General features: G+C 70.6%; 24 protein-coding genes, 1 tRNA gene and 1 pseudogene. 6 read left to right on the top strand and 20 right to left on the bottom strand.

Annotated elements, in window-relative coordinates; all coding sequences use genetic code 11:
• Positions 1-107 precede the first annotated feature (107 nt).
• The gene (locus AC1XX3_RS13385) at positions 108-587 is read right to left on the bottom strand and encodes an MmyB family transcriptional regulator (protein ID WP_483321632.1); all 480 of its coding nucleotides are present in this window, start codon (positions 585-587) and stop codon (positions 108-110) included.
• Positions 505-924, bottom strand: coding sequence for a helix-turn-helix domain-containing protein (locus AC1XX3_RS13380; protein WP_483321631.1), 420 nt, complete (start codon positions 922-924; stop codon positions 505-507). Before AC1XX3_RS13380 ends, AC1XX3_RS13385 begins: the two co-directional genes overlap by 83 nt.
• Positions 925-1,040: 116 nt before the next feature.
• On the opposite strand from AC1XX3_RS13380, the gene AC1XX3_RS13375 reads away from it, so the two are divergent.
• Positions 1,041-1,394, top strand: coding sequence for a nuclear transport factor 2 family protein (locus AC1XX3_RS13375; RefSeq protein WP_483321630.1), 354 nt, complete (start codon positions 1,041-1,043; stop codon positions 1,392-1,394).
• Between the two features lie 467 nt (positions 1,395-1,861).
• Here AC1XX3_RS13375 and AC1XX3_RS13370 read toward each other — a convergent pair.
• The 8 genes from AC1XX3_RS13370 to dop form a co-directional block, all read right to left on the bottom strand.
• A tRNA-Pro gene (locus AC1XX3_RS13370) sits at positions 1,862-1,935 on the bottom strand.
• Between the two features lie 103 nt (positions 1,936-2,038).
• Positions 2,039-3,499, bottom strand: a complete 1,461-nt coding sequence (gene der, locus AC1XX3_RS13365) for a ribosome biogenesis GTPase Der (protein WP_483322108.1) — start codon at positions 3,497-3,499, stop codon at positions 2,039-2,041.
• 12 nt (positions 3,500-3,511) lie between these two features.
• Entirely contained in the window at positions 3,512-4,204 is a 693-nt protein-coding gene (gene cmk, locus AC1XX3_RS13360) for a (d)CMP kinase (protein ID WP_483321629.1), read from the bottom strand.
• Between the two features lie 48 nt (positions 4,205-4,252).
• The gene (locus tag AC1XX3_RS13355; RefSeq protein WP_483321628.1) at positions 4,253-5,353 is read right to left on the bottom strand and encodes a prephenate dehydrogenase; all 1,101 of its coding nucleotides are present in this window, start codon (positions 5,351-5,353) and stop codon (positions 4,253-4,255) included.
• Complete coding sequence (gene prcA, locus AC1XX3_RS13350) at positions 5,350-6,150, bottom strand: proteasome subunit alpha (RefSeq protein ID WP_483321627.1); 801 nt, start codon at positions 6,148-6,150, stop codon at positions 5,350-5,352. The genes AC1XX3_RS13355 and prcA overlap by 4 nt, the downstream gene beginning before the upstream one ends.
• Entirely contained in the window at positions 6,147-6,986 is an 840-nt protein-coding gene (gene prcB, locus AC1XX3_RS13345; protein WP_483321626.1) for a proteasome subunit beta, read from the bottom strand. Before prcB ends, prcA begins: the two co-directional genes overlap by 4 nt.
• Positions 6,983-7,183: a ubiquitin-like protein Pup gene (locus AC1XX3_RS13340; RefSeq protein WP_483321625.1), complete on the bottom strand. Its 201-nt coding sequence runs from the start codon at positions 7,181-7,183 to the stop codon at positions 6,983-6,985. The genes prcB and AC1XX3_RS13340 overlap by 4 nt, the downstream gene beginning before the upstream one ends.
• A gap of 49 nt (positions 7,184-7,232) precedes the next feature.
• Positions 7,233-8,753 (bottom strand): depupylase/deamidase Dop, encoded by a 1,521-nt coding sequence (dop, locus tag AC1XX3_RS13335; RefSeq protein WP_483321624.1) that lies wholly within the window; start codon positions 8,751-8,753, stop codon positions 7,233-7,235.
• A gap of 39 nt (positions 8,754-8,792) precedes the next feature.
• On the opposite strand from dop, the gene AC1XX3_RS13330 reads away from it, so the two are divergent.
• On the top strand, positions 8,793-9,146 hold the full coding sequence (locus tag AC1XX3_RS13330; RefSeq protein WP_483321623.1) for a DUF3054 domain-containing protein: 354 nt from the start codon (positions 8,793-8,795) through the stop codon (positions 9,144-9,146).
• On the opposite strand, the gene arc is transcribed toward AC1XX3_RS13330, so the two are convergent.
• From arc to AC1XX3_RS13310, 4 genes and pseudogenes are all read right to left on the bottom strand, one after another.
• Entirely contained in the window at positions 9,143-10,894 is a 1,752-nt protein-coding gene (arc, locus tag AC1XX3_RS13325) for a proteasome ATPase (RefSeq protein WP_483321622.1), read from the bottom strand. The genes AC1XX3_RS13330 and arc overlap by 4 nt on opposite strands.
• A gap of 30 nt (positions 10,895-10,924) precedes the next feature.
• A pseudogene (locus AC1XX3_RS13320) lies at positions 10,925-11,776 on the bottom strand (tRNA (adenine-N1)-methyltransferase); the annotation flags it as partial.
• An 82-nt stretch (positions 11,777-11,858) separates the two neighbouring features.
• On the bottom strand, positions 11,859-13,343 hold the full coding sequence (locus AC1XX3_RS13315; protein ID WP_483321621.1) for an ABC transporter substrate-binding protein: 1,485 nt from the start codon (positions 13,341-13,343) through the stop codon (positions 11,859-11,861).
• Entirely contained in the window at positions 13,333-14,028 is a 696-nt protein-coding gene (locus tag AC1XX3_RS13310; RefSeq protein WP_483321620.1) for an HAD family hydrolase, read from the bottom strand. The genes AC1XX3_RS13315 and AC1XX3_RS13310 overlap by 11 nt, the downstream gene beginning before the upstream one ends.
• A 93-nt stretch (positions 14,029-14,121) precedes the next feature.
• On the opposite strand from AC1XX3_RS13310, the gene argE reads away from it, so the two are divergent.
• From argE to AC1XX3_RS13295, 3 genes are read left to right on the top strand one after another with little or no spacing between them, the layout of a single operon-like run.
• Positions 14,122-15,303 carry an acetylornithine deacetylase gene (gene argE / locus AC1XX3_RS13305; RefSeq protein ID WP_483321619.1) on the top strand — a complete coding sequence of 394 codons (1,182 nt, stop codon included), beginning with the start codon at positions 14,122-14,124 and terminating at the stop codon, positions 15,301-15,303.
• Between the two features lie 32 nt (positions 15,304-15,335).
• The gene (locus tag AC1XX3_RS13300) at positions 15,336-16,610 is read left to right on the top strand and encodes an MFS transporter (protein ID WP_483321618.1); all 1,275 of its coding nucleotides are present in this window, start codon (positions 15,336-15,338) and stop codon (positions 16,608-16,610) included.
• Between the two features lie 14 nt (positions 16,611-16,624).
• Positions 16,625-17,491, top strand: coding sequence for a PAC2 family protein (locus AC1XX3_RS13295; protein ID WP_483321617.1), 867 nt, complete (start codon positions 16,625-16,627; stop codon positions 17,489-17,491).
• Here AC1XX3_RS13295 and rpe read toward each other — a convergent pair.
• From rpe to AC1XX3_RS13275, 4 genes are read right to left on the bottom strand one after another with little or no spacing between them, the layout of a single operon-like run.
• The gene (gene rpe, locus AC1XX3_RS13290) at positions 17,488-18,159 is read right to left on the bottom strand and encodes a ribulose-phosphate 3-epimerase (protein ID WP_483321616.1); all 672 of its coding nucleotides are present in this window, start codon (positions 18,157-18,159) and stop codon (positions 17,488-17,490) included. The genes AC1XX3_RS13295 and rpe overlap by 4 nt on opposite strands.
• A gap of 9 nt (positions 18,160-18,168) precedes the next feature.
• Positions 18,169-19,566, bottom strand: a complete 1,398-nt coding sequence (locus AC1XX3_RS13285) for an RsmB/NOP family class I SAM-dependent RNA methyltransferase (RefSeq protein WP_483321615.1) — start codon at positions 19,564-19,566, stop codon at positions 18,169-18,171.
• Positions 19,563-20,489, bottom strand: coding sequence for a methionyl-tRNA formyltransferase (fmt, locus tag AC1XX3_RS13280; RefSeq protein ID WP_483321614.1), 927 nt, complete (start codon positions 20,487-20,489; stop codon positions 19,563-19,565). The genes AC1XX3_RS13285 and fmt overlap by 4 nt, the downstream gene beginning before the upstream one ends.
• A 49-nt stretch (positions 20,490-20,538) precedes the next feature.
• Complete coding sequence (locus tag AC1XX3_RS13275; protein ID WP_483321613.1) at positions 20,539-22,590, bottom strand: primosomal protein N'; 2,052 nt, start codon at positions 22,588-22,590, stop codon at positions 20,539-20,541.
• Positions 22,591-22,699: 109 nt separating this feature from the next.
• Here AC1XX3_RS13275 and AC1XX3_RS13270 point away from each other — a divergent pair, with 109 nt between their 5' ends.
• The gene (locus tag AC1XX3_RS13270; protein WP_483321612.1) at positions 22,700-23,986 is read left to right on the top strand and encodes a threonine/serine exporter family protein; all 1,287 of its coding nucleotides are present in this window, start codon (positions 22,700-22,702) and stop codon (positions 23,984-23,986) included.
• Positions 23,987-24,019: 33 nt separating this feature from the next.
• Here AC1XX3_RS13270 and metK read toward each other — a convergent pair whose 3' ends face one another.
• The gene (gene metK, locus AC1XX3_RS13265; RefSeq protein WP_483321611.1) at positions 24,020-25,213 is read right to left on the bottom strand and encodes a methionine adenosyltransferase; all 1,194 of its coding nucleotides are present in this window, start codon (positions 25,211-25,213) and stop codon (positions 24,020-24,022) included.
• 55 nt (positions 25,214-25,268) lie between these two features.
• Complete coding sequence (coaBC, locus tag AC1XX3_RS13260) at positions 25,269-26,492, bottom strand: bifunctional phosphopantothenoylcysteine decarboxylase/phosphopantothenate--cysteine ligase CoaBC (RefSeq protein WP_483321610.1); 1,224 nt, start codon at positions 26,490-26,492, stop codon at positions 25,269-25,271.
• Between the last annotated feature and the right edge of the window lie 5 nt (positions 26,493-26,497).

The following is a 26,497-nucleotide window of genomic DNA, read 5'->3' as shown; positions in this document are numbered from 1 at the left end:
GCCTGCCCGGACTGGCTTGGACAGGCGCGGCATGTCTCGCGGAGTCTGTGTGGGCCGTTCGGCGACGACTGGCGGACCGAATGCCAGGACTGGTCAGCGCTCCGCTGTCACGCAGTGACCTGACCGCGCCTGTGCTGGACTGACAGCCGCTGGAGGGCGGTCATAGTGGCGGCGTCCGCGGGGTATAAGGCCTCGATGTGCAGCTCGTCAACCGTGACGTCGACCGCAGAGATCACCGACGCCGCGATGCTGAAGAACGGGAGCTCCGTATCGCCCACCAGCAGTCGCAGCGGAACCACAACCTCGTTGGACACTGCCGCGGGCCCCTGACCGCCGGGGTACGCCCTGGCCTCTGTGAGCAGCTCACCCAGGCGTGAGTCGGCGGTCCGTTCGTAGCGATGCCGCACCTGTCCGAGGAGGAAGGAGCGCCACTGGCTCAGGTTTTGGATGCGTCGAGCCAGGCCGTCGGGGTGCAGAGACAGCCGGATCACATTAACCGGCGGCTCAAGCAGTTCGGCGGCGCAACCCGCGAGCAGGAGGTCGGTGGCGGTGTTCCGATCCACGACATCCCACCACCGGTCGAGCACCAGGGCGGGGTGGGGCAGATGGGCATCGAGCAGGGTTCGGAAGGCATCCGCGATGGCGTGTAGCTCCGGCGATCTCAGGTCGTGCTGAGCGTACTGCGGCGCGTACCCGGCCGAGATGAACAGTGCATTCCGTTTCGCGTAGCGGGACCTCGAGCGAGTTGGCAATTCGGTCGATCATCTGGGGTGTGGGCGTCGATCTTCCGGTCTCGACGAAGCTCAGATGTCTCGTCGAGATCTCCGTGGTTGTGGCGAGTTGCATCTGGGTGAGCCGCCGGCGCTGACGCCAGGTGCGAATCAGGGCTCCCACTGCGGGCGGCGGCTCATTCGCGAAGATCATGGTCTGAGCGTAGCTAGCAGGTGCATGAGGACATTACCTCCGACGTCATCGACAACATGACCTCGCTCGGGTCGACTGTAGCCGTCAGTTCCACCCCTCTACGAAGGAGAATCTTCATGACCGATCTCGTCGACGCCTACCTCGACACCTGGAACACGTCCGACGCCAACGTGCGGAAGGCCTCGCTCGCTCAGCACTGGGCCAGTGACGCCACCTACGTCGACCCGATGGCATCGGTTCGGGGCCACGACGGCATTAGCTCCGTCATCGACGCTGTGCACGCCCAGTTCCCTGGATTCGTTTTCACCCACGTCGGGACAGCCGACAGCCACCATTCGCAGACACGATTCCAGTGGGGTCTCGGTCCCGCGGGCGAGCCACCCGCCATCATCGGATTCGATGTCCTCGTGACGGACGAGACAGGCCGCATCGCTACAGTCCTCGGTTTCCTGGATCGCGTTCCCGCCTGAGGCCGCCTTTCCCGGCGGTCCGCCATCGGACCGGGCGGCTCAGATGCCCGAAGAAGATCGTCTATTGGCGGAGCGCTCGATAGTGATGTCGGCGGCGGCAGCGCGGCAGCGTCGGATTCTGCCTTGTCGCCGCCGACACCCCATCCCTCGGATGGATGTTCTTCCATCCAGAACGGCGCTGGTCTCGACCGATCAACGCCTCACCGCGCGAGAGGGCTGGGATCTTCTGATCACTGAGGCTGCCCTGTTACGTCTGGTCCAAAGTCGAGGACATGCCGCTCGCTCGCTGTACGTGAAGATGGCCGCCCCCTTCGGGGCAAGGTGAACACGTCGCACCTCTTTGTCTGGACACGACTGCTCCATCGTCAGCAGAAGGCTCGAGCAGATTCAGCAGGTGGACCAGCCAGTGACCACATCCAAGAACGACTAAGCCCTGGTGAAAGTTGCCTCTCACCAGGGCGTTTCGGTCGGGCTGACAGGATTTGAACCTGCGACCCCCTGACCCCCAGTCAGGTGCGCTACCAAGCTGCGCTACAGCCCGTTAACCTCAGCCCTTACGGGTTCGGCCACGAGGGGAAACTGTACTAGAAGCGAGCCCGAACCTCACCTTCGGCCACGCCGGTGTGTCGCCCGGGCTCGGGTCGTCAGCGGTTCTTGCGCTTCTCCCGGGCCCGCACCTCGACGTGCACCGGCGTACCGATGAAGCCGAACTCCTCCCGCAGCCGGCGCTCGACGAAGCGGATGTAGCCCGCCTCGATCTGGCCGGAGGTGAAGAGCACGAAGGTCGGCGGCGCGGTCTGGGCCTGGGTGCCGAACAGGATCCGCGGCTGCTTGCCACCGCGCACCGGGTGCGGGTGCGCGGCCACGATCCGGCCGAGGAAGGCGTTCAGCTTGCCCGTGGAGATGCGCGTCTCCCAGCCCGCGAGCGCCTCTTCGATGGCCGGCCCGAGACGGTCGACGTGCCGACCGGTGGCGGCGGAGATGTTGACCTTGCCGGCCCACTCGAACTGGACCAGGTCGCGCTCGATCTCGCGGTCCAGATAGCGGCGCCGCTCCTCGTCGGTCAGGTCCCACTTGTTGAAGGCGATCAGCAACGCACGACCTGCCTCCTCCACCGAGGTCATGATCCGCAGGTCCTGCTCGGTCACCGGCTCGCTGGCGTCGATCACCACTACGCACACCTCGGCCCGTTCGATCGCGCCGTGGGTACGCAGGCTGGCGTAGTACTCATGTCCCGACGCCTCCTTGATCCGGCGACGGATCCCGGCGGTATCGATGAAGGTGTAGAGCTTGCCGTCCACCTCGACGATCTCGTCCACCGGGTCCACCGTCGTGCCGGCGACGTTGTCCACCACCACGCGCTGCTGGTGCGCAAGCTTGTTCAGCAGGCTCGACTTGCCGACGTTGGGCTTTCCGACGATGGCGACCCGACGCGGCCCGCGCTCCTCGACGAAGCGCTCCCGTGGAGCCTCCGGCAGCTTGGCCATGATCGCGTCAAGCAAGTCACCGCTGCCGCGCCCGTGCAGCGCAGAGACGGCGTACGGCTCGCCCAGCCCGAGGTTCCACATGGTGGCAGCCTCGGCCTCGGTCCGCTGGTCATCCACCTTGTTGGCGGCCAGGACGACAGGCTTCTTGCTGCGTCGCAGCACCTGCACCACAGCCTCGTCCACGTCCAACGTGCCGACGGTGGCGTCGACCACGAAGAGCACCGCGTCGGCGGCGGCGATGGCCAGCTCGGCCTGTTCCGCGATCTGGGCGGCCATCCCCTTGGCGTCCGGGGCCCAACCTCCGGTGTCGACCACAACGAACTCGCGGCCGTTCCAGTGAGCGTCATAGGACACGCGGTCGCGGGTCACCCCGGGCACGTCCTGGACGACTGCCTCTCGGCGGCCGATGATGCGGTTGACCAACGTGGACTTGCCCACGTTGGGTCGCCCCACGACGGCGAGGACGGGCCGGATCGGCGTCTCCGCGCTAGCAGACTCAGTCATGAAGTTCCTCGACGATCTTGATGTTTCGCGGTCGAGCCGATCGTTGGACGGGCTCGGTGTGGTACTTGGGGGCTCGGGCCAGGGTAGTCCGTCGGTCGTCGGCGCGACGACCAGCGGCCCGGCCCGTCACTGCCGTGCGCCCACGGTGACCAGCTCGCAGATCGCGTCGATGACCTGTTCCAGGCTCAGATGGGTGGAGTCGACGACCGTCACGCCCGGCGCGGCGGCCTCGAACTGGGCGACGGTGGCATCGTCGCGGTCGCGGCGAATGACCTGGTCGGTGACCGCTGCCTCGTCGACCGTGCCGCCGAGCTCGGCCTGACGGCGTGCGACCCGGGCGGCCGGGTCTGCCACCAGCAGCACCCGGATGTGTGCGTCGGGGGCGACCACGGTGGTGATGTCGCGTCCTTCGGCCACGATGCCGTGCTCGGACTCGGCGATGTAGGCGCGCTGACGAGCGACGAGCTCTGCTCGTACGTCGAGATTGGTGGCCACCATGCTTACCGCGGCGGACACCTCCGGCGCGCGGATGGCCTGGCTGACGTCGGTGCCGTTGATGGCGATCGTCGGGGCCGTCGGGTCCAGGCTGATGTCGAACGTCGCGGCACGGATCAGCTCGGCCACGGCGGTGGCGTCGTCAAGGTCGACGCCGGAGGTCATCGCCAGCCAGGTGGCGGCTCGATACATCGCGCCGGTGTCCAAGAACGCGACTCCCAGTCGGCTCGCCACCCCCCGCGAGGTGCTCGACTTGCCCGAACCACTCGGTCCGTCGATGGCGATGACGACCCGGTCGGAATGTTGCTGCACTGGCGTTGACACGCTGGCAAGGGTACCGGGAGATCAGCGGGTCACCGCCGGGCGTGCAGCTCAGGGCTGGACCTGCCACCCGTGCTCGGTCATCGTGGCGACCAGTCCGGCCGCCTGATCGGGTGCCACCGACAGCGACAGATAGCCGACCTGGCGCACCTGATCGTGCTCGATGGCGATGTCTTCCACGTTGACCCCGGCCTCGCCCACCTGGGCGAAGAGCCGACCGAGCGCCCCCGGCGCGTCCGGGATGGCCACCACCACCTGCTCGTAGCGCACCGCGCGGGCGCCGTGTTTGCCAGGGATCCGACTCGTCCCGTCGACCCCGCGCGTCAGCTGCTGCCGCAGCGCTGGAGCACCTGGCTGCTCGATGGCCTCGACCAGGTGGTCGAGGTCGTCACGGACCTGCCTGAGCTCGGTCAGCACCGCGGCGGAGTTGGCGCCGAGGATCTGTTCCCACAAGCCGGGGTCTCCGGCGGCGATCCGGGTGACGTCCCGCAGGCCCTGGCCGGCCAGTGCCAGGTCCTCCTCCGGCACTGCTGTCAGGTGGCCGGCCATCAGCACCGACATCAGGTGTGGCAGGTGCGAGACCCGCGCCACCGCGGCGTCGTGGTCGTCGACGTCCATCTGCACCGCACGGGCGCCGCAGGCCGACGCCAGCTCGTGCACCCGCAGCACCGACGCGGCCGCCGAACGGCGGTGCGGGGTGATCACCCAGGTCCGTTCGTCGAAGAGGTCAGCGCGCGCGGTCAGCGGCCCGGAGTGCTGGGAGCCCGCCATCGGGTGCGATCCGACATAGCGATCGAGCCCGGGGGTGGTGTCCCACAACGCCGCGAGCACCCCGGCCTTGACCGACCCGACGTCGGTCACCGTGGCCTGGGGGTAGTCCGCCAGGGCGCCGCGGATGACGTCCGGCAGTGCACGCGGGGGGACCGCGGCAACCACCAGGTCGATCGCGGCGGGATCGGGCTCGTCCAGGGTGCCCGCCCCGAGCTCGGCCGCCACCCGGGCATGGCTGCGGCGGAGGTCCTTCAGGTGCACCAAATCGCCGTGGCGGCTCAGGGCGCAGCCCACGGACGCCCCGACCAGGCCGGCGCCAATGACCACGACCTGGCGCGGCGATGTGCCCCGGCTCAGCCCGGCAGCGGGCGAGCCGGTCACTGCGGCGCTTCGCCCGCCGGGCCGTCGACCGGGGTGGTGCCCAGGGAGCCGTCCGCGGTGGCGGTCTTCGCGGCCGGCTCCGCCGGCGCCTGCGACGGCGCCAGCAGGTCGGCGAGCCGTTCCCCGCTGATCCGGCGGAACTTGCGCGGCAGGGCGCGGGAGCGGTCGAGGATGGCTACCTCGAGCGAGGTCACCTCGATCACCCGGCGTTCGGCATTCGGTCCGCCGTCCGCACTGAGCGCGTCCACCGCCAGCCGAATGGCCTCGGCCAGGCCGAGGTCGCGGCGGAAGCCGGCGCGTACCGTGTCGGCCACGACCTCGGCCGACCCGCCCATCACGGCGAAGTCCTCCTCATCGCCCACCGAGCCGTCATAGGTCAGCCGGTAGATCTGGTCCAGGGCCGGTTCGGTGCCGAGTTCGGCAACCACGACCTCCACCTCATACGGCTTGTCCGAGCCGGAGGAGAAGATGGTGCCCAACAGCTGGGCGTACGCGTTCGCCAATCCGCGGGCGGTGACGTCGGTCCGGTCATAGCTGTAGCCGCGCAGGTCGGCGTAGCGGATGCCGGCCGTCCGCAGGTTCTCGAACTCGTTGTAGCGCCCGACGGCGGCGAAGCCGATCCGGTCGTAGATCTCGCTCACCTTGTGCAGGGCCTGGGACCGGTTCTCGGCGACGAACAGGATCCCATCGGCGTAGTGCAGGACGACGACCGAGCGGCCGCGCGCGATGCCCTTGCGGGCGAAGTCGGCGCGGTCCTTCATCTGCTGCTCGGGCGCGACGTAGAACGGCATGCTCATGTCAGGGGTGCTCCTGGTCCGTCGGGACGCTCCATTCGGGCTTCGACCAGGCGGGTGACCATCGCGGCCACCTCCTCGTCGGTGACCCGCTCCACCCCGTGCGGGCCCGCGATCATCACCACCGGGAAGATCCGCCGGGCCAGATCCGGTCCACCGGTGGCGGAGTCGTCGTCGGCGGCGTCGTAGAGCGACTGCAGGACGGCCATCGTGGCGCCGGCCGCGTCCAGATCCGGCCGGTAGAGCTTCTTCAGCGAGCCGCGGGCGAAGATCGACCCGGAGCCGACGGAGAAGAAGGCGTGCTCCTCGTAGCGGCCGCCGGTGGCGTCGTAGGAGAAGATCCGGCCAGCCTCACTGGCCTGGTCCCAACCCGCGAACAGCGGCACCACCACCAGCCCCTGCATGGCCAGCGGCAGGTTCTGCCTGATCATGGTCGCCAGCCGGTTGGCCTTGCCGACCAACGACAGCGGCGCCCCCTCGAGCTTCTCGTAGTGCTCGAGCTCGACCTGGAAGAGGCCGACCATCTCGACGGCGATGCCGGCCGACCCGGCGATGCCGACCATGGAGAACTCGTCGGCCGGGAAGACCTTCTCGATGTCGCGCTGGGCGATCAGGTTGCCCATGGTGGCGCGTCGGTCCCCTGCCATCACCACCCCGCCCGGGAAGGCCGCGGCCACGATGGTGGTGCCGTGCGGGGCGAGGTCACCCGCGCCCGCGCCGCCGCTGCGCGCCGTGGGCAGCACGTTGGGCGCCACCGACTGAGCGAACTCGGTGAAGGAGGATGAGCCGGTCCGCAGGAACTCAGCGGGCAGGCCTGGGACAAAGCTGCGGTCGGTCACTGGCCACCCTTTTGGACGAAGGACCGGACGAACTCCTCGGCATTGACCTCGAGCACGTCGTCGATCTCGTCGAGCAACGAGTCGACGTCGGAGTCGAGCTCGGCCTTATGCGCGGTGTCGGTGGCAGGCAGCTCCTCGACCTCCGACTCGGACTCGGTGCGCCGCGTCTTGCGTGAACTCTGTTCTGACTCAGCCATGATGCTCCTCAGTTCTCGTGCGCCAAGCCTAGTAGGAGCCGGCGACGGTTCAGCGCCCGAGGGCCGCGAACAGCTCGGTCACGTCGCGGCAGGAGTCCACCATGGCTCCCACCTGCTCGCGGGTACCACGCAGTGGGTCTAGCAGCGGGATCCGTTGCAGCGCCGACCGGCCGGGTACGTCGAAGATGACCGAGTCCCACGACGCGGCGACGACCGAGGCGCCGAACTTGTCCATCATCCGGCCGCGGAAGTACGCCCGGGTGTCCTCCGGCGGCTGGACCCGCGCCCGCTCCACCTCGTCCGGGGCGATCAGGGTCTGCATCTTCTGCTTGGCCACCAGCGCGGCGTACAGACTCCGGCGCGGGTCGACGTCGGCGTACTGGAGATCGATCAGGGCGAGCTTCGGGTCGTCCCAGCTCAGTGCGTCGCGGTCGCGGTAGGACTGCATCAGCTTCAGCTTGGCCACCCAGTCCAGCTGGTCAGCGAGCTCCAACGGGTCACGTCGCAGCGCGTCCAGGCAGTCCTGCCAGCGGGTGAACAGATCCTTGGCCTCGAACCGGGCGGTCTCGGACAGGTCTGCGGCGACGGTGTCGAAATAGGACCGGCAGGCGTCGAGATAGATCTCCTGCAGGTCCACTGCGGTCATCTCCCGCCCGTCGACCAGCCGCACGGTGGCGCGACAGGTGGGGTCGTGGCTGATCGCTCGCAACGTGGTCACCGGCAGCGCCAGCCGCAGGTCGGTGCCGAGCGTGCCGGCCTCGATCACCCGCAGCACCCAGGCCGCCGTACCCACTTTCAAGTAGGTCGAGATCTCCGACAGGTTCGCATCGCCGGTGATCACGTGCAGCCGCCGGTGCCGGGTGGCGTCGGCGTGCGGCTCGTCGCGGGTGTTGATGATCGGCCGGTTCAGCGTGGTCTCCAGGCCGACCTCAGCCTCGAAGAAGTCCGCCCGCTGGCTGATCTGGAAGCCGGCGTCCTGGCTGGACTGTCCCAGACCGACCCGGCCGGCGCCGGTGAGCACCTGACGGGAGACCAGGAAGCCGGTGAACTGGGTGACGACCCGGTCGAACGGGGTCGCGCGGTTGAGCAGGTAGTTCTCGTGGGTGCCGTAGGAGGAACCCTTGCCGTCGGTGTTGTTCTTGTACAGCCGCACCGATCGGCCGAGTGAGGCGCTGGCGCGCTGCGCGGCGATGGCCATCACGACGTCGCCGGCCTTGTCATAGCGCACCGCGTCCATCGCCGAGGTCACCTCCGGCCCCGAATACTCCGGATGCGCGTGGTCGACGTAGAGCCGGGCGCCGTTGGTGAGGATGACGTTGGCCATCCCCAGGTCGGAGTCGGTCAGCTGGTCCGGGTGCGCCTGCGCGCGGCTCAGCTCGTAGCCGCGGATGTCACGCAGCGGGGTCTCGGTCTCGTAGTCCCAGCCCGCCGGCTGTCCGGCCGCGGAGAAGCCGTACGCCTTGACCACGTGGTTGGACAGCTGCATCGGGTGCAGCTGAGGGTCGGCCGGGCCGCCGAGCGCGCTGATGCCGTACTCGGTCTCGATGCCCATCACCGCAACGTCCACCATGCGTCCAGCGTAGTGGCCGCCTCGACGTAGGCTGACCCGATGAAACGCTCAGCAGTGATCGGGATCGACCTCGTGTGCGTGCTGGCCTTCGCCGCCATCGGTCGCTCCAGTCACGACGAGTCGCTGGACCCCCTGGGCGTGGCGGACACCGCGTGGCCGTTCCTGGCCGGCTATCTGGCGGGACTCGTGGCCGCCCGGGGCTGGCGGCGCCCTACGTCGTTGCGGACCGGGCTGGTCGTGTGGCCGGCTGCGGTGATCGGCGGCGTGGCCCTGCGGCTGGCCAGCGGGGACACCGCCCAGACCGCGTTCGTGATCGTCGCCACCGTGACCCTGGCGGTGTTGCTGCTGGGCTGGCGCGGGGCGTACGCCCTGGTCCGGGCGCGGCGGACCTAGAGGTACTGGCCCGTATTGGTCACGGTGTCGATCGAGCGGCCGGGCTGGGTCCCCTTGTTGGAGGAGATGAGGGTCCGGATGAAGACGATCCGCTCCCCCTTCTTGCCCGAGATCTTGGCCCAGTCGTCGGGGTTGGTGGTGTTGGGCAGATCCTCGTTCTCGGCGAACTCGTCCAGGCACGCCTGCAGCAGGTGACCGATCCGCAGTCCCTTGGCACCGGTGTCCAGCAGGTCCTTGATCGCCATCTTCTTGGCCCGGTCGACGATGTTCTGGATCATCGCGCCAGAGTTGAAGTCCTTGAAATACAAGACTTCCTTGTCGCCGCCGGCGTACGTCACCTCGAGGAACTGGTTCTCCTCGGAGTCTTCGTACATCCGCTCAACCGTCCGGTCGATCATGGCCTGAACGGTGGCCGCTCGGTCATTGCCGAACTCCGCCAGATCCTCAGCATGCAAGGGAAGCGTGGGACGCAGGTATTTGCTGAAGATCTCCCGTGCCGCCTCAGCGTCGGGCCGCTCGATCTTGATCTTGACATCGAGACGACCCGGTCGCAGGATCGCGGGGTCGATCATGTCCTCACGGTTGGACGCGCCGATGATGATCACGTTGTCGAGGCCTTCGACGCCGTCGATCTCACTCAGCAGCTGCGGCACGATGGTGTTCTCGACGTCGGAGGACACCCCCGACCCGCGGGTGCGGAACAGTGAGTCCATCTCGTCGAAGAAGACGATCACCGGCATTCCGTCGGACGCCTTGTCCCGGGCGCGCTGGAAGACCAGCCGAATGTGCCGCTCGGTCTCGCCGACATACTTGTTGAGCAGCTCAGGGCCTTTGATGTTGAGGAAGAAGCTGCGGCCTTCCTGCCCGGTGCGCTCGGTGACCTTCTTGGCCAGTGAGTTGGCCACCGCCTTCGCGATCAGGGTCTTGCCACAACCCGGCGGCCCGTACAGCAGGATGCCCTTGGGCGCCTTCAGCTCGTGCTCGGCGAACAGGTCACGGTGCAGGAACGGCAGCTCGACGGCGTCGCGGATGGCCTCGATCTGGGACCCGAGGCCACCGATCACCGAATAGTCGATGTCGGGCACCTCCTCCAGCACCAGCTCCTCGACGTCCAGCTTGGGCACCCGCTCATAGGCGAAGTGCACTCGCCGGTCGATCAGCAGCGAGTCCCCCGAGCGCAGGTGCTCGGCCCGCAGACCTTCAGCCAACCGGACCACGCTCTCCTCGTCGCCGTGGCCGACGACCAGCGCGCGGGTCCGGTCCTCCATCACCTCTTTGAGGAGCACGACCTCGCCGACGTCGTCGATCTCCATCGCCTTGACCACGTTGAGGGCCTCGTTGACCATCACCTCGCGGCCCGGGGTCAGCTCGTCGAGGTCCACGTCCGGGCTGACACTGACCCGCATCTTGCGGCCGGCGGTGAAGATGTCGGCCGTGTGCTCCTCCCCTGGACCCAGGAACACCCCGAAGCTCGCCGGCGGCTGGGCCAGCCGGTCCACCTCGGCCTTGAGGGTGATGATCTGGTCGCGTGCCTCGCGCAACGTGGCAGCGAGGCGTTCGTTGTTGGAGCCCAGCGCACGGGCCTCGGTCCGGGCGTCGGTCAGCCGCCGCTCCAGCAGGCTCAGGTCATGTGGATGGGAGGCGAGCCGGTCCCGCAGGCGGGTGATCTCGTCGCTGAGCGTGCCGATCTGCGCTATCAGGCGTTCGCGCTCTTCGTCGGGGCGTCGATCTGGGTACGGTGTCGTCATGTCGCACCTCCTGACGAAACCCTACCCGGGTCAGCGACGGGGGCCGGTGTAATCCTCGCCATACGCGCCGGGGGCCGGTCGGCGCTTGGGCAGCGGTGCGCTCACGCCTGGGGCCAGCCGCCGGGTGGTGATGAGGAAACCGGTGTGGCCGACCATGGCGTGCTTGGGACGGACGGCCAGACCCTCGGCGTGCCAGCCACGCAACATGGTCTCGCTGGCCTCCGGTTCGGTGAAGCCGGTGTGCGCCCGGATCGTCTCCATCGTCTTGCTCAGCTGGGTGGTGGTGGCCACGTAGGCACACAGCACTCCCCCGGGCACCAGGACCGCGCCGACCGCGTCCACGCACTCCCACGGCGCGAGCATGTCGAGCACGACGCGGTCCACCGGCTCGTCGTCGAGCTCCTCGACCAGGTCGCCGACGCGGACCTGCCACCCCGGGTGGGGCCGGCCGAGGAAGTTCTCCACGTTGCGCGCGGCGATCTCGGCGAAGTCGGGGCGACGCTCGTACGACCGCAGCCGGCCGGTCGGACCGATCGCCCGCAGCAGCGCACAGCTCAACGCGCCGGACCCGACACCGGCCTCGACCACCCGGGCTCCGGGGAAGATGTCGGCGCCCATCACGATCTGGGCGGCGTCCTTGGGATAGATCACCTGGGCGCCGCGGGGCATCGCGACAGTGAAGTCGGCCATCAGCGGGCGCAGGGCCAGGTAGTCGACGCCGCCGACCGAGCGGACCACCACGCCCTCGGGCCCGCCGATCAGGTCGTCGTGGCGGATCCCGCCCTTGGAGGTGTGGAACTGGGCACCCTCGGCCAGCAGGATGGAGTGCTTGCGGCCCTTCGGGTCGCTGAGCGTCACCCGCTCGCCGGCGCGTAGCGGACCGAGCCGGACCCCGGAGAACTCGGCTCCGTCCGGGTCGGTGCGCTCGGTGGTCGCGGCGCCTCCGTCGGAAGACGCGGTCGTGTCAGCCATTCGTGATCCCATACAGTCCGAGTTGCCAGCCTGGTGCCCAGGAGGTGTCCGCGACGTCGACGCCGGTCCGGGCGAACAGATACTCGTCGCCCTGACTGACCGGCAGCACCGTCGCGTCCGCGGCGGCCTGCGTCTGCAGCGTGCCGAGCAACTGTAGTGCCTCGGCGTCGGTGGTGGTCGCCCGATACTGCGTCGACGTGGCCGCCACGGTGCGGGCCGAGGCGCCCAGCGGCGCGTCCAGATAGGGCTGCAACCAGGCCAGCGCCGTCGAGGTCCAGGCCTTGCGGTCGACCAGCTGCAGGTCGGCCCCGGGGTCGTCGGGACGCAGCCGGACACTCATCCCGCCGGTGTCCTCGAGTCGGCTGCGGAGCTGGCTGGCCAGATCACGTCCGTCCGGCATGGTGGAGTCATAGCTCAGGGTCAAAGGGATCCGGTTCGGCCAGGAGATCTTCGGCTTCGCCTGTCCGCCGGCGGGGAACGTTGTCAGATGGCCCGGGACGCCACTGGGCACCACCGAGTCGGAGGTCCGGTCGGACTGCAGCGCCGTGGCGATCGCCTTGCGCAGGGCGGTGTCCGCGCGCCGGCGCGAGCCGGGGTTCCAGATCAGCTGGTGGACCCGCAGGCCGGGCAGCTGGCGCAGGACGAAGCCGTCGCCGGTCCGGGCCTCGGGGTTGGTCGCGGCCTGCTGGCGATAACGGGTCACGGCAGCCGCACTGAGGCCGCGCCAGACAACGTCGACCTCGCCCTTGGCCATCGCCGTCTCGATCGTGGCGGAGTCCGGCGCGGTGCGGTAACGGAGGGTGTCCAGCTGCGCCGGGGTGCGCCCGCGGTACGCCGTATAGCGGGCGAGCACCAGGGTCTTCTCGTCGTAGGAGGTGACCGAGAACGGGCCGGAGCCGACGATCGGAGCAGCCGGATCCTGCACGTCGTCGGTGCTGTAGGCCTCCTCGTCGACCAGCGAGGCGGCTGGTGAGGCCAGCGCCCAGCCGAACTGGGTGTCCACCCGACTGAGCACGAACCGGATCGTGAGCGGGTCCGGGGTCTCGATCCGGCGGAGCGACGACAGCAGCGAGGCCGACGACCCGGCGACATCGAGACGGGCGGCTCGCTCGATGCTGAACTTGACGTCGCTGGCCGTGAGCGGGTGACCGTTGTGGAAAGCCAGGTTCTCGTTCAGCGTGCAGGTGTAGACGGCGGCGGCGGTGAACAGGCAGTCCCGCGCAGCGTCGGGCTTCAGTACGTCGGCACCGGGCTCGGCGGTCATCAGCCGCTGGAAGGCGCTCTCGGCCAGCACCGCGGAGCCGGCATCGACCATGGCGGCCGGGTCGGTCACCCGGATGGCGTCGGTGGACATCACCGTGAACGGCCGTGGCGAGCCGGTGCTGCCCGGGGTCGGTGTCGGGTTGTTCTGAGACAGGCTGCAGCCGGTCGCGGTGAGCAGTGCCAGCAGCAGCGCCGCGACCCGGCTAGTGCGCATCGGACTCATCGAGCAGCCGGCGCAGTGCCGCCGGATCCAGCTCGGTCATGGACGCGACATGCACCCGGCGCGGGGCCGGCGGGACGTGCACCAGGTTCGGGATCGCCACCACCAGTGCCCCGGCGGCGTTGCCCGAGGCAGCGCCGGTGTCGGAGTCCTCGAACACCACGCAGCTGCTGGCCTGGACGCCGAGCAGCTCGCAGGCCTTCTGGTAGGGCTCGGGGTGCGGCTTGCCGCGGCTGACCTCGTCGCCCGCCACCGTCACGGTGAAGCTGCCCGCGGGCAGCTGGGACAAGACGGCGTCCAGCAGCACCCGATACGAGGCCGACACCAGGCCGCACGGGACGCCGGCCTCATTCAGCGCCGCCAGCAGCTCCAGCGCTCCGGGCCGCCACGGGATCGGGTTCGCCTTGAGCGAGGTCACCACCCGGCTCACCAGCTGCTCCACGACCCACTCCGGGGAGAGGTCCTCGCGGCCGATCACCTTCAAGATGTAGGCGCCGGAGTCGATCAGCGCGTTGCCGACCAGCTGCTCGGCGTGCTCGTCGTCCCACTGCCCGCCCAGACTGTGCACCAGCTCATACTCCGCGGCGACCCAGAGCGGCTCGGTATCGGCGAGTGTGCCGTCGAAGTCCCACAGGACGGCGGCGAGGGTGGACGTGGACGGCAGGGTTGATTCGCTCATGACCCGCCCATTCTTCCAGAGCCGTACGGCGATCGAAGAATCGTTCGCACCACCCACCGCTGCGCCCCAGCACCGATGCGAAAGACTGGCGCGATGACGACCGAGACACCCTCCACCCCGGCCTCCCTGCCCTGGATCACCAGACTGGTGTCGATCGACACCACCAGCCGCAACTCCAACCTCGAGCTGATCGCGGTGCTGGAGGCGGAGATGGACCGCCTCGGCCTGTCGCCCGAGCGGATCCCCAACGACGACCACACCAAGGCGAACCTGCTGCTCACCCTGCCGGCGGCGGACGGGTCGACCGGCGGCGGCGTGGTGCTCTCCGGCCACACCGACGTGGTGCCGGTGGACGGTCAGACCTGGACCAGCGACCCCTTCACCCCGGTGGTCCGCGACGGCCGCCTCTACGGTCGTGGCACCGCGGACATGAAGTCGTTCATCGGAGTGATCATGCACCGACTGCCCGAGCTGGCGGCAGCGTCGCTGTCCGAGCCGGTCCATCTCGCGTTCTCCTACGACGAGGAGATCGGCTGCTTCGGTGGGGCCAGGATCGCCGCGGCCCTCGGCGACCGGGCCGAGCCGCCGACCACCTGCGTGGTCGGCGAGCCGACCAGCATGCGGGTCATCGTCGGCCACAAGTCGAGCAACCTGGTGGAGCTGGTCTTCACCGGCAAAGCGGCGCACTCGTCGCTGACTCCCGACGGCGTCAACGCCGTCGAGTACGCGGCCAAGGCCATCACCGCCATCCGGAAGCTGGCCGACGCCCGCCGTGCCGACGGACCGTTCGACAACGCCTATGTCGTGCCGTGGACGACCGCCGGGGTGAACATCGCAGACGGCGGCATCGCCAGCAACACCGTGCCCGAGCGGTGCCGGATCCTGGCGGAGTTCCGTACCGTCGGTGCCGACGACCCGGCGGCGGTGATCGACGAGATCACCGCTCACGCACGCGAGCTGGAGGCGCAGATGCAGGCCGAGCACGCCGAGGCGCGGGTCGCGGTGAACGTCTTGGCCCAGGTGCCGAGCCTGGACAGCAGCCCCGACGGACCGGCGTATGGATTGGCAACGGCGCTAGGGGGTATTGCCTCGACCGACAAGGTCACCTATGGCACCGAGGCGGGTCAGTTCTCGGCGGCGGGCATCGACGCCGTCGTCTGCGGACCCGGCGACATCGCCCAGGCGCACGCGGCCGACGAGTACATCGCGCTCGACCAGATCGAAGCCTGCGAGGCCTTCGTCGACCAGTTGATCGACCGCCTTCGCACCACCTGAGCCCGACCGCACCCAGCCGAGGAGAGCACGACGTGAGCCAGACCCTGGTCTTCACCCCCGAACAGCAGCGCACCGCCCGCAAGGCGGTGATCGCGTCCTCCCTGGGCAACGCCTTGGAATGGTTCGACGTGATCGTCTACGCCTCCTTCGCGGTGGTGATCAGCAAGCTGTTCTTCCCTGACGCCGAGGGCGTGACCGGCCTGCTGTTCACCTTCGGCACCTTCGCCACGTCCTATCTCATCCGCCCGCTCGGGGCGGTCGTGCTGGGGACGTACGCCGACCGGGCAGGTCGCAAGAAGGCGCTCACCTTGACCATCGCCTTGATGACGGTGGGCACCGCGATCATGGCCCTGGCACCGACCGCTGCCATGATCGGCCCGGCCGCCGGTCTGGTGATCTTGGCCTCCCGGCTGGTGCAGGGCTTCTCCGCCGGCGGCGAGTTCGGCACCGCGACGACCTTCCTGGTCGAGAACGCCCCGAACCGGAAGGCGTTCTACGCCTCCTGGCAGGTCGCCACCCAAGGTGCTGCCATGTTCTTGGCGTCGTCGTTCGGCTTCGTGCTGAACGTCACCCTGACTGCTGAGCAGCTGAGCTCGTGGGGCTGGCGGGTGCCGTTCTTCTTCGGTCTGCTGATCGGGCCGGTCGGGCTCTACATCCGGCTGCGGATGTCCGAGACGCCGGAGTTCGAGGCCGCCGAGCACTCCGAGTCGCCGCTGCGGGAGACGGTGGTGAACCACGGGGGTCGGGTGCTCTCCGCGGCCGGTGCGGTCGGACTGGCCTCGCTGCTGGTCTATCTGATCCTCTACATGCCGACCTTCGCGGTCACCAACCTCGAGCTGCCCCGCTATGCCGGCTTCCTCGGCGGCATCATCAGCGGCCTGGTGAGCCTGATCGGGGTGCCCTTCGTCGGCCGGCTGGCGGACCACATCGGTCCGCTGAAGATCATGCGGACGGCGGCCCTGGTCACCCTGGTCGCCGCGGTCCCGCTGTTCTTGGTGCTGCTGGCCACTCCGACCGTGCTGATGCTGACCCTGGTCCAGATCGTCCTCGGCATCTTGATGGCGCTGTACTTCGGGCCGCTGCCGGGTCTGCTGAGCGGCATGTACCCGACAGCGATCCGCACCACCGGGCTGTCGATCTCCTACAACCTGGGGGTCACCATCTTCGGTGGCTTCGCGCCGATCATCTTGACCTGGCTGATCAGCCGCAGCGGCACGCTGCTGTCGCCCAGCTTCTATCTGGTGGGGGTCGCCATCATCTCGTCGGTCGCGCTGCTGGTCATCCGTCGTCGTTACGCGCAACGGTGACTAATGTTGATCGCATGAGCAGTGCGGACGAGTCTGGATCGCGGGCGAACCCCGGCCTTCGCGGGCTGCAGGACCCGGTGGTCGTGGTCGCTTTCTCCGGCTGGAACGACGCCGGGTCGGCGGCCTCGGCCGCGGTCGAGCACCTGAGTGAGCAGTACGACGCCGAGCTGGCGTTCTCGCTCGACCCCGACGACTTCTACGACTTCCAGGTGAACCGCCCTGTGGTCAGCCTGGACGAGGACGGCACCGGGTCGCTGACCTGGCCGAGCACCGACGTCCGGACCGCGAAGCTGCCCAACGGCCGCGACCTGGTGCTGGTCCAGGGCGTGGAGCCGAACATGCGCTGGCGCCCGTTCTGCGCTCTGCTCACCTCCGCCCTGGTGTCGGCCAAGGCCGAGCGGGTGGTGGTCCTCGGCGCGCTGCTGGCCGATACCCCGCACACCCGGCCGGTCCCGATCTCGGTCAGCAGCCGGGATGAGGGGATCGCGGCCGAGTTCGGGCTGGAGCCGTCGACGTACGAGGGCCCGACCGGCATCGTCGGGGTGCTGGCGGAGTCGCTGACCCGGGCGGGGATGAAGGCCATCTCGGTGTGGGCGGCGGTCCCCCACTATGTGTCACACCCGCCGTGCCCCAAGGCGACCCTGGCCCTGCTGTCGCGGATCGAGGACCTGGTCGACGCACCACTCGAGCTGGGCGACCTGCCGGAGCTGGCGCGGGCCTGGGAACGCGGCGTCGACGAGCTTGCGGCCGAGGACGCCGAGGTGGCCGAGTATGTCGCCGCGCTGGAACAGCAGCAGGACGCCACCGACCTGCCAGAGGCCAGCGGCGACGCCATCGCGGCCGAGTTCGAGCGCTATCTGCGCCGACGCAACGAGGGCTAGCCCGAGGCGGTCGAGGACGACTCGGCCAGCTCGCGCAGCCGCCGAACCATGGCGTCCGGGTCGTCCGCCCCGAACACGGCCGACCCTGCCACGAAGGCGTCCGCGCCGGCCTCGACGCACCGTTCGATGGTCTGCTCCGACACGCCACCGTCGACCTGGAGCCAGATGTCGCCGCCGTGGCGGGCCAGCAGGGCGCGGGTTCGGGTGATCTTGGCCAGGGTGAGATCCAAGAAGCTCTGGCCACCGAAGCCCGGTTCGACGGTCATCACCAAGACCATGTCGAGCTCGGGCAGCAGGTCAGCGTACGGCTCGATCGGGGTGGCCGGCTTCAGCGCCATCCCGGCGCGGGCGCCACGGCCTCGCAGCTCACGGGCCAGCCGGACCGGCGCCGCGGCGGCCTCGACGTGGAAGGTGACCGACTCCGCCCCCGCCTCGGCGTAGGCCGGCGCCCAGCGGTCCGGCTCGGTGATCATCAGGTGGATGTCCAGCATGGCCGGCGTGGCGGCGCGGAGCGACTCCACCACCGGCAGACCGAGCGTCAGGTTGGGCACGAAGTGGTTGTCCATCACGTCCACGTGCAGCGCGTCGGCGCTCGGCACTGACTCGATCGCGGCCTGCAGGTTGGCGAAGTCGGCCGAGAGCAGGCTCGGCATGATCTGGATTCCCACGGACCGACTCTAGCCGGTCGGACCGCTGCCACGGCGCCGCAGATAGGCGGCGAACATGGCGTCGGTGCCGTGCCGGTGCGGCCACAGCTGCAGGTACGGCCCCACCGTGGCGTCGGTCAGTCCGGCGGCGTCGGTGATCACCGTCGCGGCGTCGAGCACCTCGAGGTCACCGCGTTCGGCGAGCACGGTCTCCACCACGTCGACGGTCTCGTGTCGGTGCGGGGAGCACGTCACGTAGGCCACCACCCCACCCGGCGCCACCGCGTCGACGGCAGCGCGCAACAGGGCCAGCTGAAGGGCGTGCAGCTGCTCGACCGCGTCGGTCTCGCGCCGCCAGCGCGACTCCGGCCGGCGACGCAGCGCGCCCAGCCCGGTGCAGGGGACGTCGACCAGGGCACGGACGAAGCTGCCAGCCGGCCAGGCGGGCCGGGTGCCGTCCGCGATCACCACCGCCACCTGGTCGTCGGGGTAGCGCCGGACCGCCTCGGCGACCAGCCGGGCGCGGTGCGGACTGATCTCCGACGCCACCACCCGGCTTCCCTCGTCGCCGGCCAGACCGGCCAGCAGGGCCGACTTGCCACCGGGTCCGGCGCACAGGTCGAGCCAGCGTCCGGGCGCGGCCTCGGCTCTGGTCAGACCCCAGGCGGCCAGCTGTGACCCCTCGTCCTGCACGCCGGCCGTACCGGTGCGGATCGCCGCCAGGTCGCCGGGGTTGCCCTCCCAGGTCGCCGCGAACGGTGACCACCGCCCCGGTCCGGCGCCCAGGTCGCGGAGCTCGCCGACCTCGGCCAGGCCCGGGCGGACCACCAGCGTGGTGACCGGACTGACGTTGTTGGCGGCCAGGGCCGCGTCCAGCTCGTCGTCGGGCAGCAGGTCGGCGTACGCCGCCACGATCCAGCGAGGATGGGCGTGGCGCAGGGCCAGCTGGTCGAGCCGGTCGAGGCCCGCACTGAGACGCTCCACCCAGCCGTCGTAGTCGTCGGCGGCCACCTTGCGCAGCACGGCGTTGGTCAGACCGCTGACCCGGCGCCCGATCGCGGCGGTGGCCAGGTCCACGGTGGCGCCCACCGCGGCGTGGGTCGGTACCCGCATGCCCAGCAGCTGGTGGACGCCGAGCCGCAGCACGTCCACCACGGCCGGCTGGAGACTGGACAGCTTGCGTCCGGCCGCCGTGGCCAGGATCTGGTCGTACGTCCCCTGCATCCGACAGGTGCCGGCCAGCAGCTCGGTGGCGAACGCCGCGTCCCGGCCGGTGATCCGGCGGGCGCTGAGGAGATCGGACAGCACCAGGTTCGCGTACGCCTGGTCGGCGTGGACCGCCCGCAGCGCGTCGAAGGCGACCCGGCGGGCTCGGTCGGCCGGCACCTTCGCCGGGCCGGCGGCGGCACCCGGGCGTGGCCCGCTCATGCGGGATCGAAGGAGTCGCCGGGCGCGAAGGAGATGCCACGGGCCCAGTCGGCGGCCGCCATCGGCTTCTTGCCCTGGGCCTGGACCTGGCCGAGCTCCAGCGCGGTGCTGCCGGTGCCGACCCGGACCGAGCGCTTGGTCACCTCAAAGACGCCAGGCGCCAGCTGCTGGTCGACGGCGGTCGCGCTGTTGATCTTGAACCGTTCACCGCGGAACATCGTCCAGGCTCCCGGCGCCGGTGCGCAGCCGCGGATCCGCCGGTCGACCACCTCCGCCGGCGCGGACCAGTCGATCCGGGCGTCCTCTACGGTGATCTTGGGGGCGAAGGTGATCCCCGTCTCCGGCTGCGGCACCGGGTGCAGATCGCCGCGGGCGATGCCGTCCATGGTGTCGCGCAGCAGGGTGGCGCCCGACTGCGCGAGCCGGCCGAGGAGGTCACCGGAGGTGTCGGTGGGACCGATGGTGTCGGTGACGGTGGCGAAGACCGGACCGGCGTCCATCGCAGCGACCAGCTGGAAGGTGCTGGCCCCGGTGACCCGGTCGCCGGCCAGCACCGCGTGCTGGACCGGTGCGGCGCCGCGCCAGGCGGGCAGCAGCGAGAAGTGCAGATTGACCCAGCCGTGGGTGGGGATGTCGAGTACCTGCTGCGGCAGCAGGGCGCCGTAGGCCACCACCGGACAGCAGTCAGGTGCCAGCTCGCGCAGCCGGGCGATGAAGTCCTCCTCGCGCGGGCGAGCGGGCTTGAGCACCTCCAGCCCGAGCTCGGCGGCGCGGGCACCGACCGGACTCGGTCGCAGGCTGCGGCCACGACCGCTCGGGGCATCCGGGCGGGTGACCACGGCGACCACCTCGTGGTCGGAGTCCAGCAGGGCGTTCAGGGAGGGCAGCGCCACTTCGGGCGTACCGGCAAAGACAAGTCGCACCGCAGGAGTCTACGGCCCCACCGACCCGGCCCGATCGGGTACGCAGCGGTCAGCCGACGGCGACCGGGTCGACCCGGACCCGGAGAGCGCCCTCGCTCTTCTTCGCGCTGCGGATCGCTGTCACGTCCTTGACCGCCTTGACCAGCCGGCCACCGGACGCCAGTGGCGTACGCAGGGTCAGGCGGTGCAGCATCACCTCACCGCCGGGTTGCAGCCCGATCTCCACAGGTCCGAGGACGTCTGTCGGGTCGGGCAGCTCGGCCAGCGCGGTGAACTCCGCCAGCGCCTCGCTGCGGCCCTCCACCAGCACCATCTTGACCGCCGGCGGGAAGTGGGCCTCGGCCCGCTCCGCCAGTTCCCTGGCCGCGTAGCCGGCCGGGTCCAGGCGCACCAGCGCCTGCAGTGATCGTCCGGTGCTGTCCCCCACGGCGATCACCGATCCGCCGTCGGCGCCGCCGCGGACCAGGGCCACCACGTTCAGCCAGCGCCGCAGTGCCTCCTCCGCGGCGCGCAGGTCGGGGCGCAGCAGCAGCAGCGCCGTGTCGAGCAGCACCGCTGCGGCGTACCCGCCCTCGGCTGGCGGCTCGGCTCCCGGAGTGGCGACGACCAGGGCCGGATCCGCGGGGACCCCGGTGAGCACCGCGCCCGCCATCGACCGCCGCACCGGCGTGTTCGGGAAGGACCGGCCGAACTCCTCTGCCGTCCGGGACGCGCCGACGACGGGCGCGCGCAGCGACCGGCCACCGCACACGGCGCAGGCCCAGTCGACCTGGAGGCGTCCGCACCAGCTGCAGCTGACCGTCGACGCTTGGCCCTGCGCTGCGCGCTCGGATCGAGTCGGGCCGCCGCAGTGCCGACAGCGGGCTGGCTCGCGGCAGGTCTGGCAGACCAGCGACACCAGATAGCCGGCGCGTGGCACCTGGATCAGCACCGGCCCCTGCGGCAGCGCCGCGCGGATCACCTCGAACACCTCGCGCGGCACCCGCGCCGCCCGGGCGATCGGGTCGCGCTCCAGCGCCCGGTCGGAGTCGGCGGTCACCTTGACCCGGGGAGCGGCGTGCCGCAGCCGGGGTCGGTCAGCGGCCAGCTCGGTCAGCCAGCCCCGGTCGACCCACTGCTGCAGCTCGGCGGTCCGCCCGTAGCCGGCGTAGACCGCGCCGGCACCTGCCTGGGCCACCCGCAGGGCGAGCACGTCGCGCGCGTGCGGGTACGGCGCCCGCGGCTCCGACAACAGGTCGTCGCCGTCGTCCCACAGCGCCACCAAACCGAGATCGCTCACCGGCGCGAACGCGGCGGCCCGGGTCCCGATGACGACCCGGACGTCGGCGTGCAGCACCGAGAGGAAGGCCCGGTAGCGGGCCGCCGGTCCGAGGTCGGCGCTCAGGACGCCGAACGAGCGCGGTCCGAGGACCGCGGCACAGGCGGTCTTCAGCCGGTCCAGGTCACGCATGTCGGGCACGACCGCCACCGCGCCGCGACCGGACTCGACGGTGGCCCGGGCGGCCAGCGCGAAGCCCAGGGCCCAGTCGCCACTCGCGCCGGCGCCGGGCACCAGCTGCCAGGCGGCCCGTGGGCTGCGCCCCGCACGAAGGGCGGTCAGCAGCGCCGGCCCGGTCGGGTACGCCGCCCAGGGCCCGTCCGGCTCCGCCGGTCCGAGCTCGGGCAGCAGCGCGGCGGGCGCGGTCGGCGACCCCGCCTCGGCCTCCGCGGCCTGTCGCAGCGCGAGCTTGGCGGCCGCCGACTTCTCGGTGGCGGCGTGCCGGGGCGGAACGGCCAGCCGCATCACGTCGGCGAAGGTGCCCGCGTAGTGGTCGGCCACCGACCGCACCAACCTGGCCACCGCCGGCGTCAGCACCGGCTCGGCCGAGATCACCTTGGCCAGCTCCGCCAGCCGGCCACTGTGCTTGCTGGCCGCCAGCCGCTCGAGCACGAAGCCGTCGCGGAGCTTGCCGGCGAAGCGGACCCGGACCCGCGCACCGGGAACCGCCTCGGCGTCGAGGGCAGCCGGGACGGCGTAGTCGAACGGCCGGTCCAGATGGCTGAGGGACACGTCGACAGCCACCCGGGCGATCGGCAGCTCCACCGGCGGGGTCTCGGGCACACCAGATGATAGGACGCCGACACTGACACTCCCCACCGTGCTGTGGACAGCCCTGGCCGCAGCCCCGGCGAGATGCGCGGCAGCCGCCGCGGCTGGCAGAGTGTGCGCCATGTCAGCTCTCGGCGACCCGGTCGAACCGCCGTCCGCCGCCGGAACCCGGACGCTGCTGGCCTTCCTCGGGACTGCCATGGTGGCCACCGGCCAGCCGGTGCACGAGGTCGAGGAGGAGCTCACCAGGGTCAGCGCGCACCTCGGCTATCCGGACGTGCAGATCGCCGCCGCCCCGACCGGCGTGATGCTCAGCCTCGCCAGCGGCACCCCGGCCACCTTCGAGTCGGTCAACGGATCACTACGGCTGGACCAGGCAGCGGAGGTACGTCGGATCCGCTGGGCGCTGCTGATGGACGCGGTCACCGCCGACGAGGCTCGCGAGCAGCTCCTCGGCCTGCGGGCCCGTCCGCCGCGCTATCCGAGCTGGCTGATCCAGCTCGGCGGGGTCGCGGTGGCGGTCGGGATCGCGCTGATCCTGCAGCCGGGTGCCGCGAACGTCGTCGCGGCCGCCGGTTGCGCGGTGATCGTGGCCGTCCTCGGCCGGGTCGCCCAGCGCCACCAGCTGCTGGCTACCCTGCTGCCGACGTTGGCGGCGTTCGCGGTCGCCTGTCTGGTCTTCGCTGCCGCCGATGCGGGGCTGCTCGAAGGCCCGCTGCGGACGGTGCTGCCGCCGTTGGCGGTGCTGCTGCCCGGAGCGCTGATGGTGACCGGGATGTCGGAGCTGGCCGCGGGGGCGATGGTGGCCGGCTCGTCCCGGCTCATCTTCGGCGCCGTGCAGCTGCTGCTCTTCTCCCTCGGGCTGGTGGCGGCGGCGGAGTTGCTGGGCACCCCGGCGGCGACGCTGGCCAACCTGCGGGTCTCCGACCTCGGCTGGTGGGCGGCGCCGCTCGGCCTGGCCCTGATCAGCCTGGGGGTGTGCGTGATGGAGAGTGCCCCGACTCGGTTGCTGCCGTGGATCAGTCTGGTGCTGGTGGTCGCGTTCGCAGCCCAGTTCCTCGGCCAGCAGCTCGGCGGAGCGGCACTGGGCAGCTTCCTGGGCGCCATCGCCGCCAGCCTCGGCTCCACCACGGTCGAGGCTTTCCGGCCGGCCATCCCCCGGCTGGTGATCTTCCTGCCCGCGTTCTGGCTGTTGGTGCCCGGCAGCCTCGGGCTCCTCGGGGTGACCCAGCTCGCTCTCGAGCCGAGCCAGGCCGTCGTCGTGGTCTTCGACGTCTTCGCCGTGATCTGCGCCATCGCCCTCGGCCTGCTGGTGGGCACCGCAGTGGCCCGCTCGGTGCGCGGTGTCATCCGCCGGGCCCGCCGCGCGCGGCTGATGCTCAGGACGCGCCGAACCCCGGCCCGCTGAGCGGACCGGGGTTCGGCGGAGGTTCGGCGGAGATCAGCCGCGGACGGCCGCGGCCAGGGCGTCGGCACGGTTGGTCGACTCCCAGGTGAGTCCGGGCAGCTCACGCCCGAAGTGGCCGTATGCCGCGGTCTGGGCGTAGATCGGCCGCTTCAGGTCGAGGTCGGCGATGATCGCCGCCGGCCGCAGGTCGAAGGTGGCCAGCACGGCCGCCTGGATCTGGTCGACCGGCACGGTCTCGGTGCCGAAGGTCTCGACGTAGAAGCCGACCGGGTGCGCCTTGCCGATGGCGTACGCGACCTGCACCTCGCACCGGGTGGCCAGGCCGGCCGCCACCACGTTCTTGGCCACCCAGCGCATCGCGTACGCGGCGGAGCGGTCGACCTTGGACGGGTCCTTGCCGGAGAAGGCGCCGCCGCCGTGGCGGGCCATGCCGCCGTACGTGTCGACGATGATCTTGCGACCGGTCAGGCCGGCGTCGCCCATCGGGCCGCCGATCTCGAAGCGACCTGTCGGGTTGACCAGCAGCCGGAAGTCGGAGCTGTCGATGTCATAGCGCTCGAGGACCGGCTCGACGACGTGCTTGCGGACGTCCGGGGTGAGCAGCGCGTCCAGGTCGATGTCGGCGGCGTGCTGGCTGGAGATGACGACGGTGTCGAGGCGCACCGGCCGGTCGCCGTCGTACTCGATGGTGACCTGGGTCTTGCCGTCCGGACGCAGGTAGGCCATCTCCCCGTTCTTGCGGGAGGCCGACAGCTGCTCGGCCAGCCGGTGCGCCAGGTCGATCGGCAGCGGCATCAACGAGTCGGTCTCGCTGCAGGCGTAGCCGAACATCAAGCCCTGGTCGCCGGCGCCCTGCAGGTCAAGGGCGTCGTGCGACTCACCGGTGCGCTGTTCGAAGGCGGTGTCGACGCCCTGGGCGATATCGGGCGACTGCTGACCGATGGCGACCTGCACGCCGCAGGAGGCGCCGTCGAAGCCCTTGGTGGACGAGTCGTAGCCGATGTCGAGGATCCGCTGCCGAACGATCTTGGGGATCTCCGCGTATGCCTCGGTCGTCACCTCGCCCGCCACGACGACCAGGCCGGTGGTCACCAGCGTCTCGACGGCCACCCGGCTCTGGGGGTCCTCGGTCAGCAGCGCATCCAGCACTGAGTCGCTGATCTGGTCGGCGATCTTGTCGGGGTGACCTTCGGTCACCGACTCCGACGTGAACAGTCGTCCTGGCATGAATAGTCTCCTGAGATTCGGTGGGCGGCGCCGAAGAGCCGGACAGGGAGGTAGGTTACCGGCCGAGACGCAGCGAGAGGGCGCGATCCCAGATGAGATGGGCCAGCGTGTCCTTGCTGCCGGCCAGCGGGCCGACCGCCTGGTCGGCGCTCAACACGGTGATCTCATTGTCCGGGCTGCCGAACACCGCCCCGTCGCTGACGTCGTTGAGCACCAGCAGGTCGCAACCCTTGCGGTCGAGCTTGGCCCGGCCCAGCCGCACCAGGGCGTCCTGGTCGCCGGCGGTCTCGGCCGCGAAGCCGACCAGCACCTGGGCGGGGTCGGTCCGGGCGGCGACCAGCCCGGCGAGCACGTCGGGGGTCTGCTGCAGCTCCAACGACAGGCCGTCGTCGCCGGTCTTCTTGAGCTTGGTGTGGCTGGCCCGCCGTGGGGTGAAGTCTGCGGGCGCGGCAGCCATCACGACGACGTCGGCGTCCTTCGCGGCCCGGGCCATGGCCAGCCCCAGCTCGGCGGTGGAGACGACGGATTCGACAGCAACTCCGGCCGGTGGGAGAAGGTCGACGGAGGCGGCGACCAGATGCACCTCGGCCCCGCGCTGGGCGGCGGAGCGGGCCAGCGCCCAGCCCATCCGGCCGGACGAGGCGTTGCCGAGGAACCGCACCGGGTCCAGGTGCTCACGGGTGCCGCCGGCGGAGATCGCGACCCGAAGGCCGGCCAGATCCTGCCCGGCGGCCCGGTCGACGATCGACGGGTCGGCCAGCACCGCCTCGGCCACGGCGGCGAGCTCGACGGCTTCGGGCAACCGACCGGGGCCGGAGTCGGGCCCGGTGAGCCGACCGGACGCCGGGTCGAGCACCATCGTGCCGCGGGACCGGAGCAGCGCCACGTTGGCCCGGGTGGCTGGATGGGCCCACATCTCGGTGTGCATGGCCGGGGCCAACACCACGGGTCCGTGGGCGGTCAGCAGCACGTTGGTGAGCAGGTCGTCGGCCCGTCCCCCGGCGGCACGGGCCAGCAGGTCCGCGGTGGCCGGCGCGACGATCACCAGGTCGGCCTCCTGGCCGAGCCGCACGTGCGGCACCTCATGGACGTCGGAGAACACCTGGGTGGCGACGGGACGGCCCGACAGGGCGGCCCAGGTGGTGGCACCGACGAACTGCAGAGCGGCCTCGGTCGGCACGACCGTGACGTCGTGGCCTGCACCGGTGAGCCGGCGGACCAGCTCGCACGCCTTGTAGGCAGCGATCCCGCCGGCCACACCGACGACGATGCGGCTCATCGTGG

Source organism: Microlunatus sp. M237, from assembly GCF_056896895.1.
This window is presented reverse-complemented; position numbering and strand designations above follow the sequence as displayed.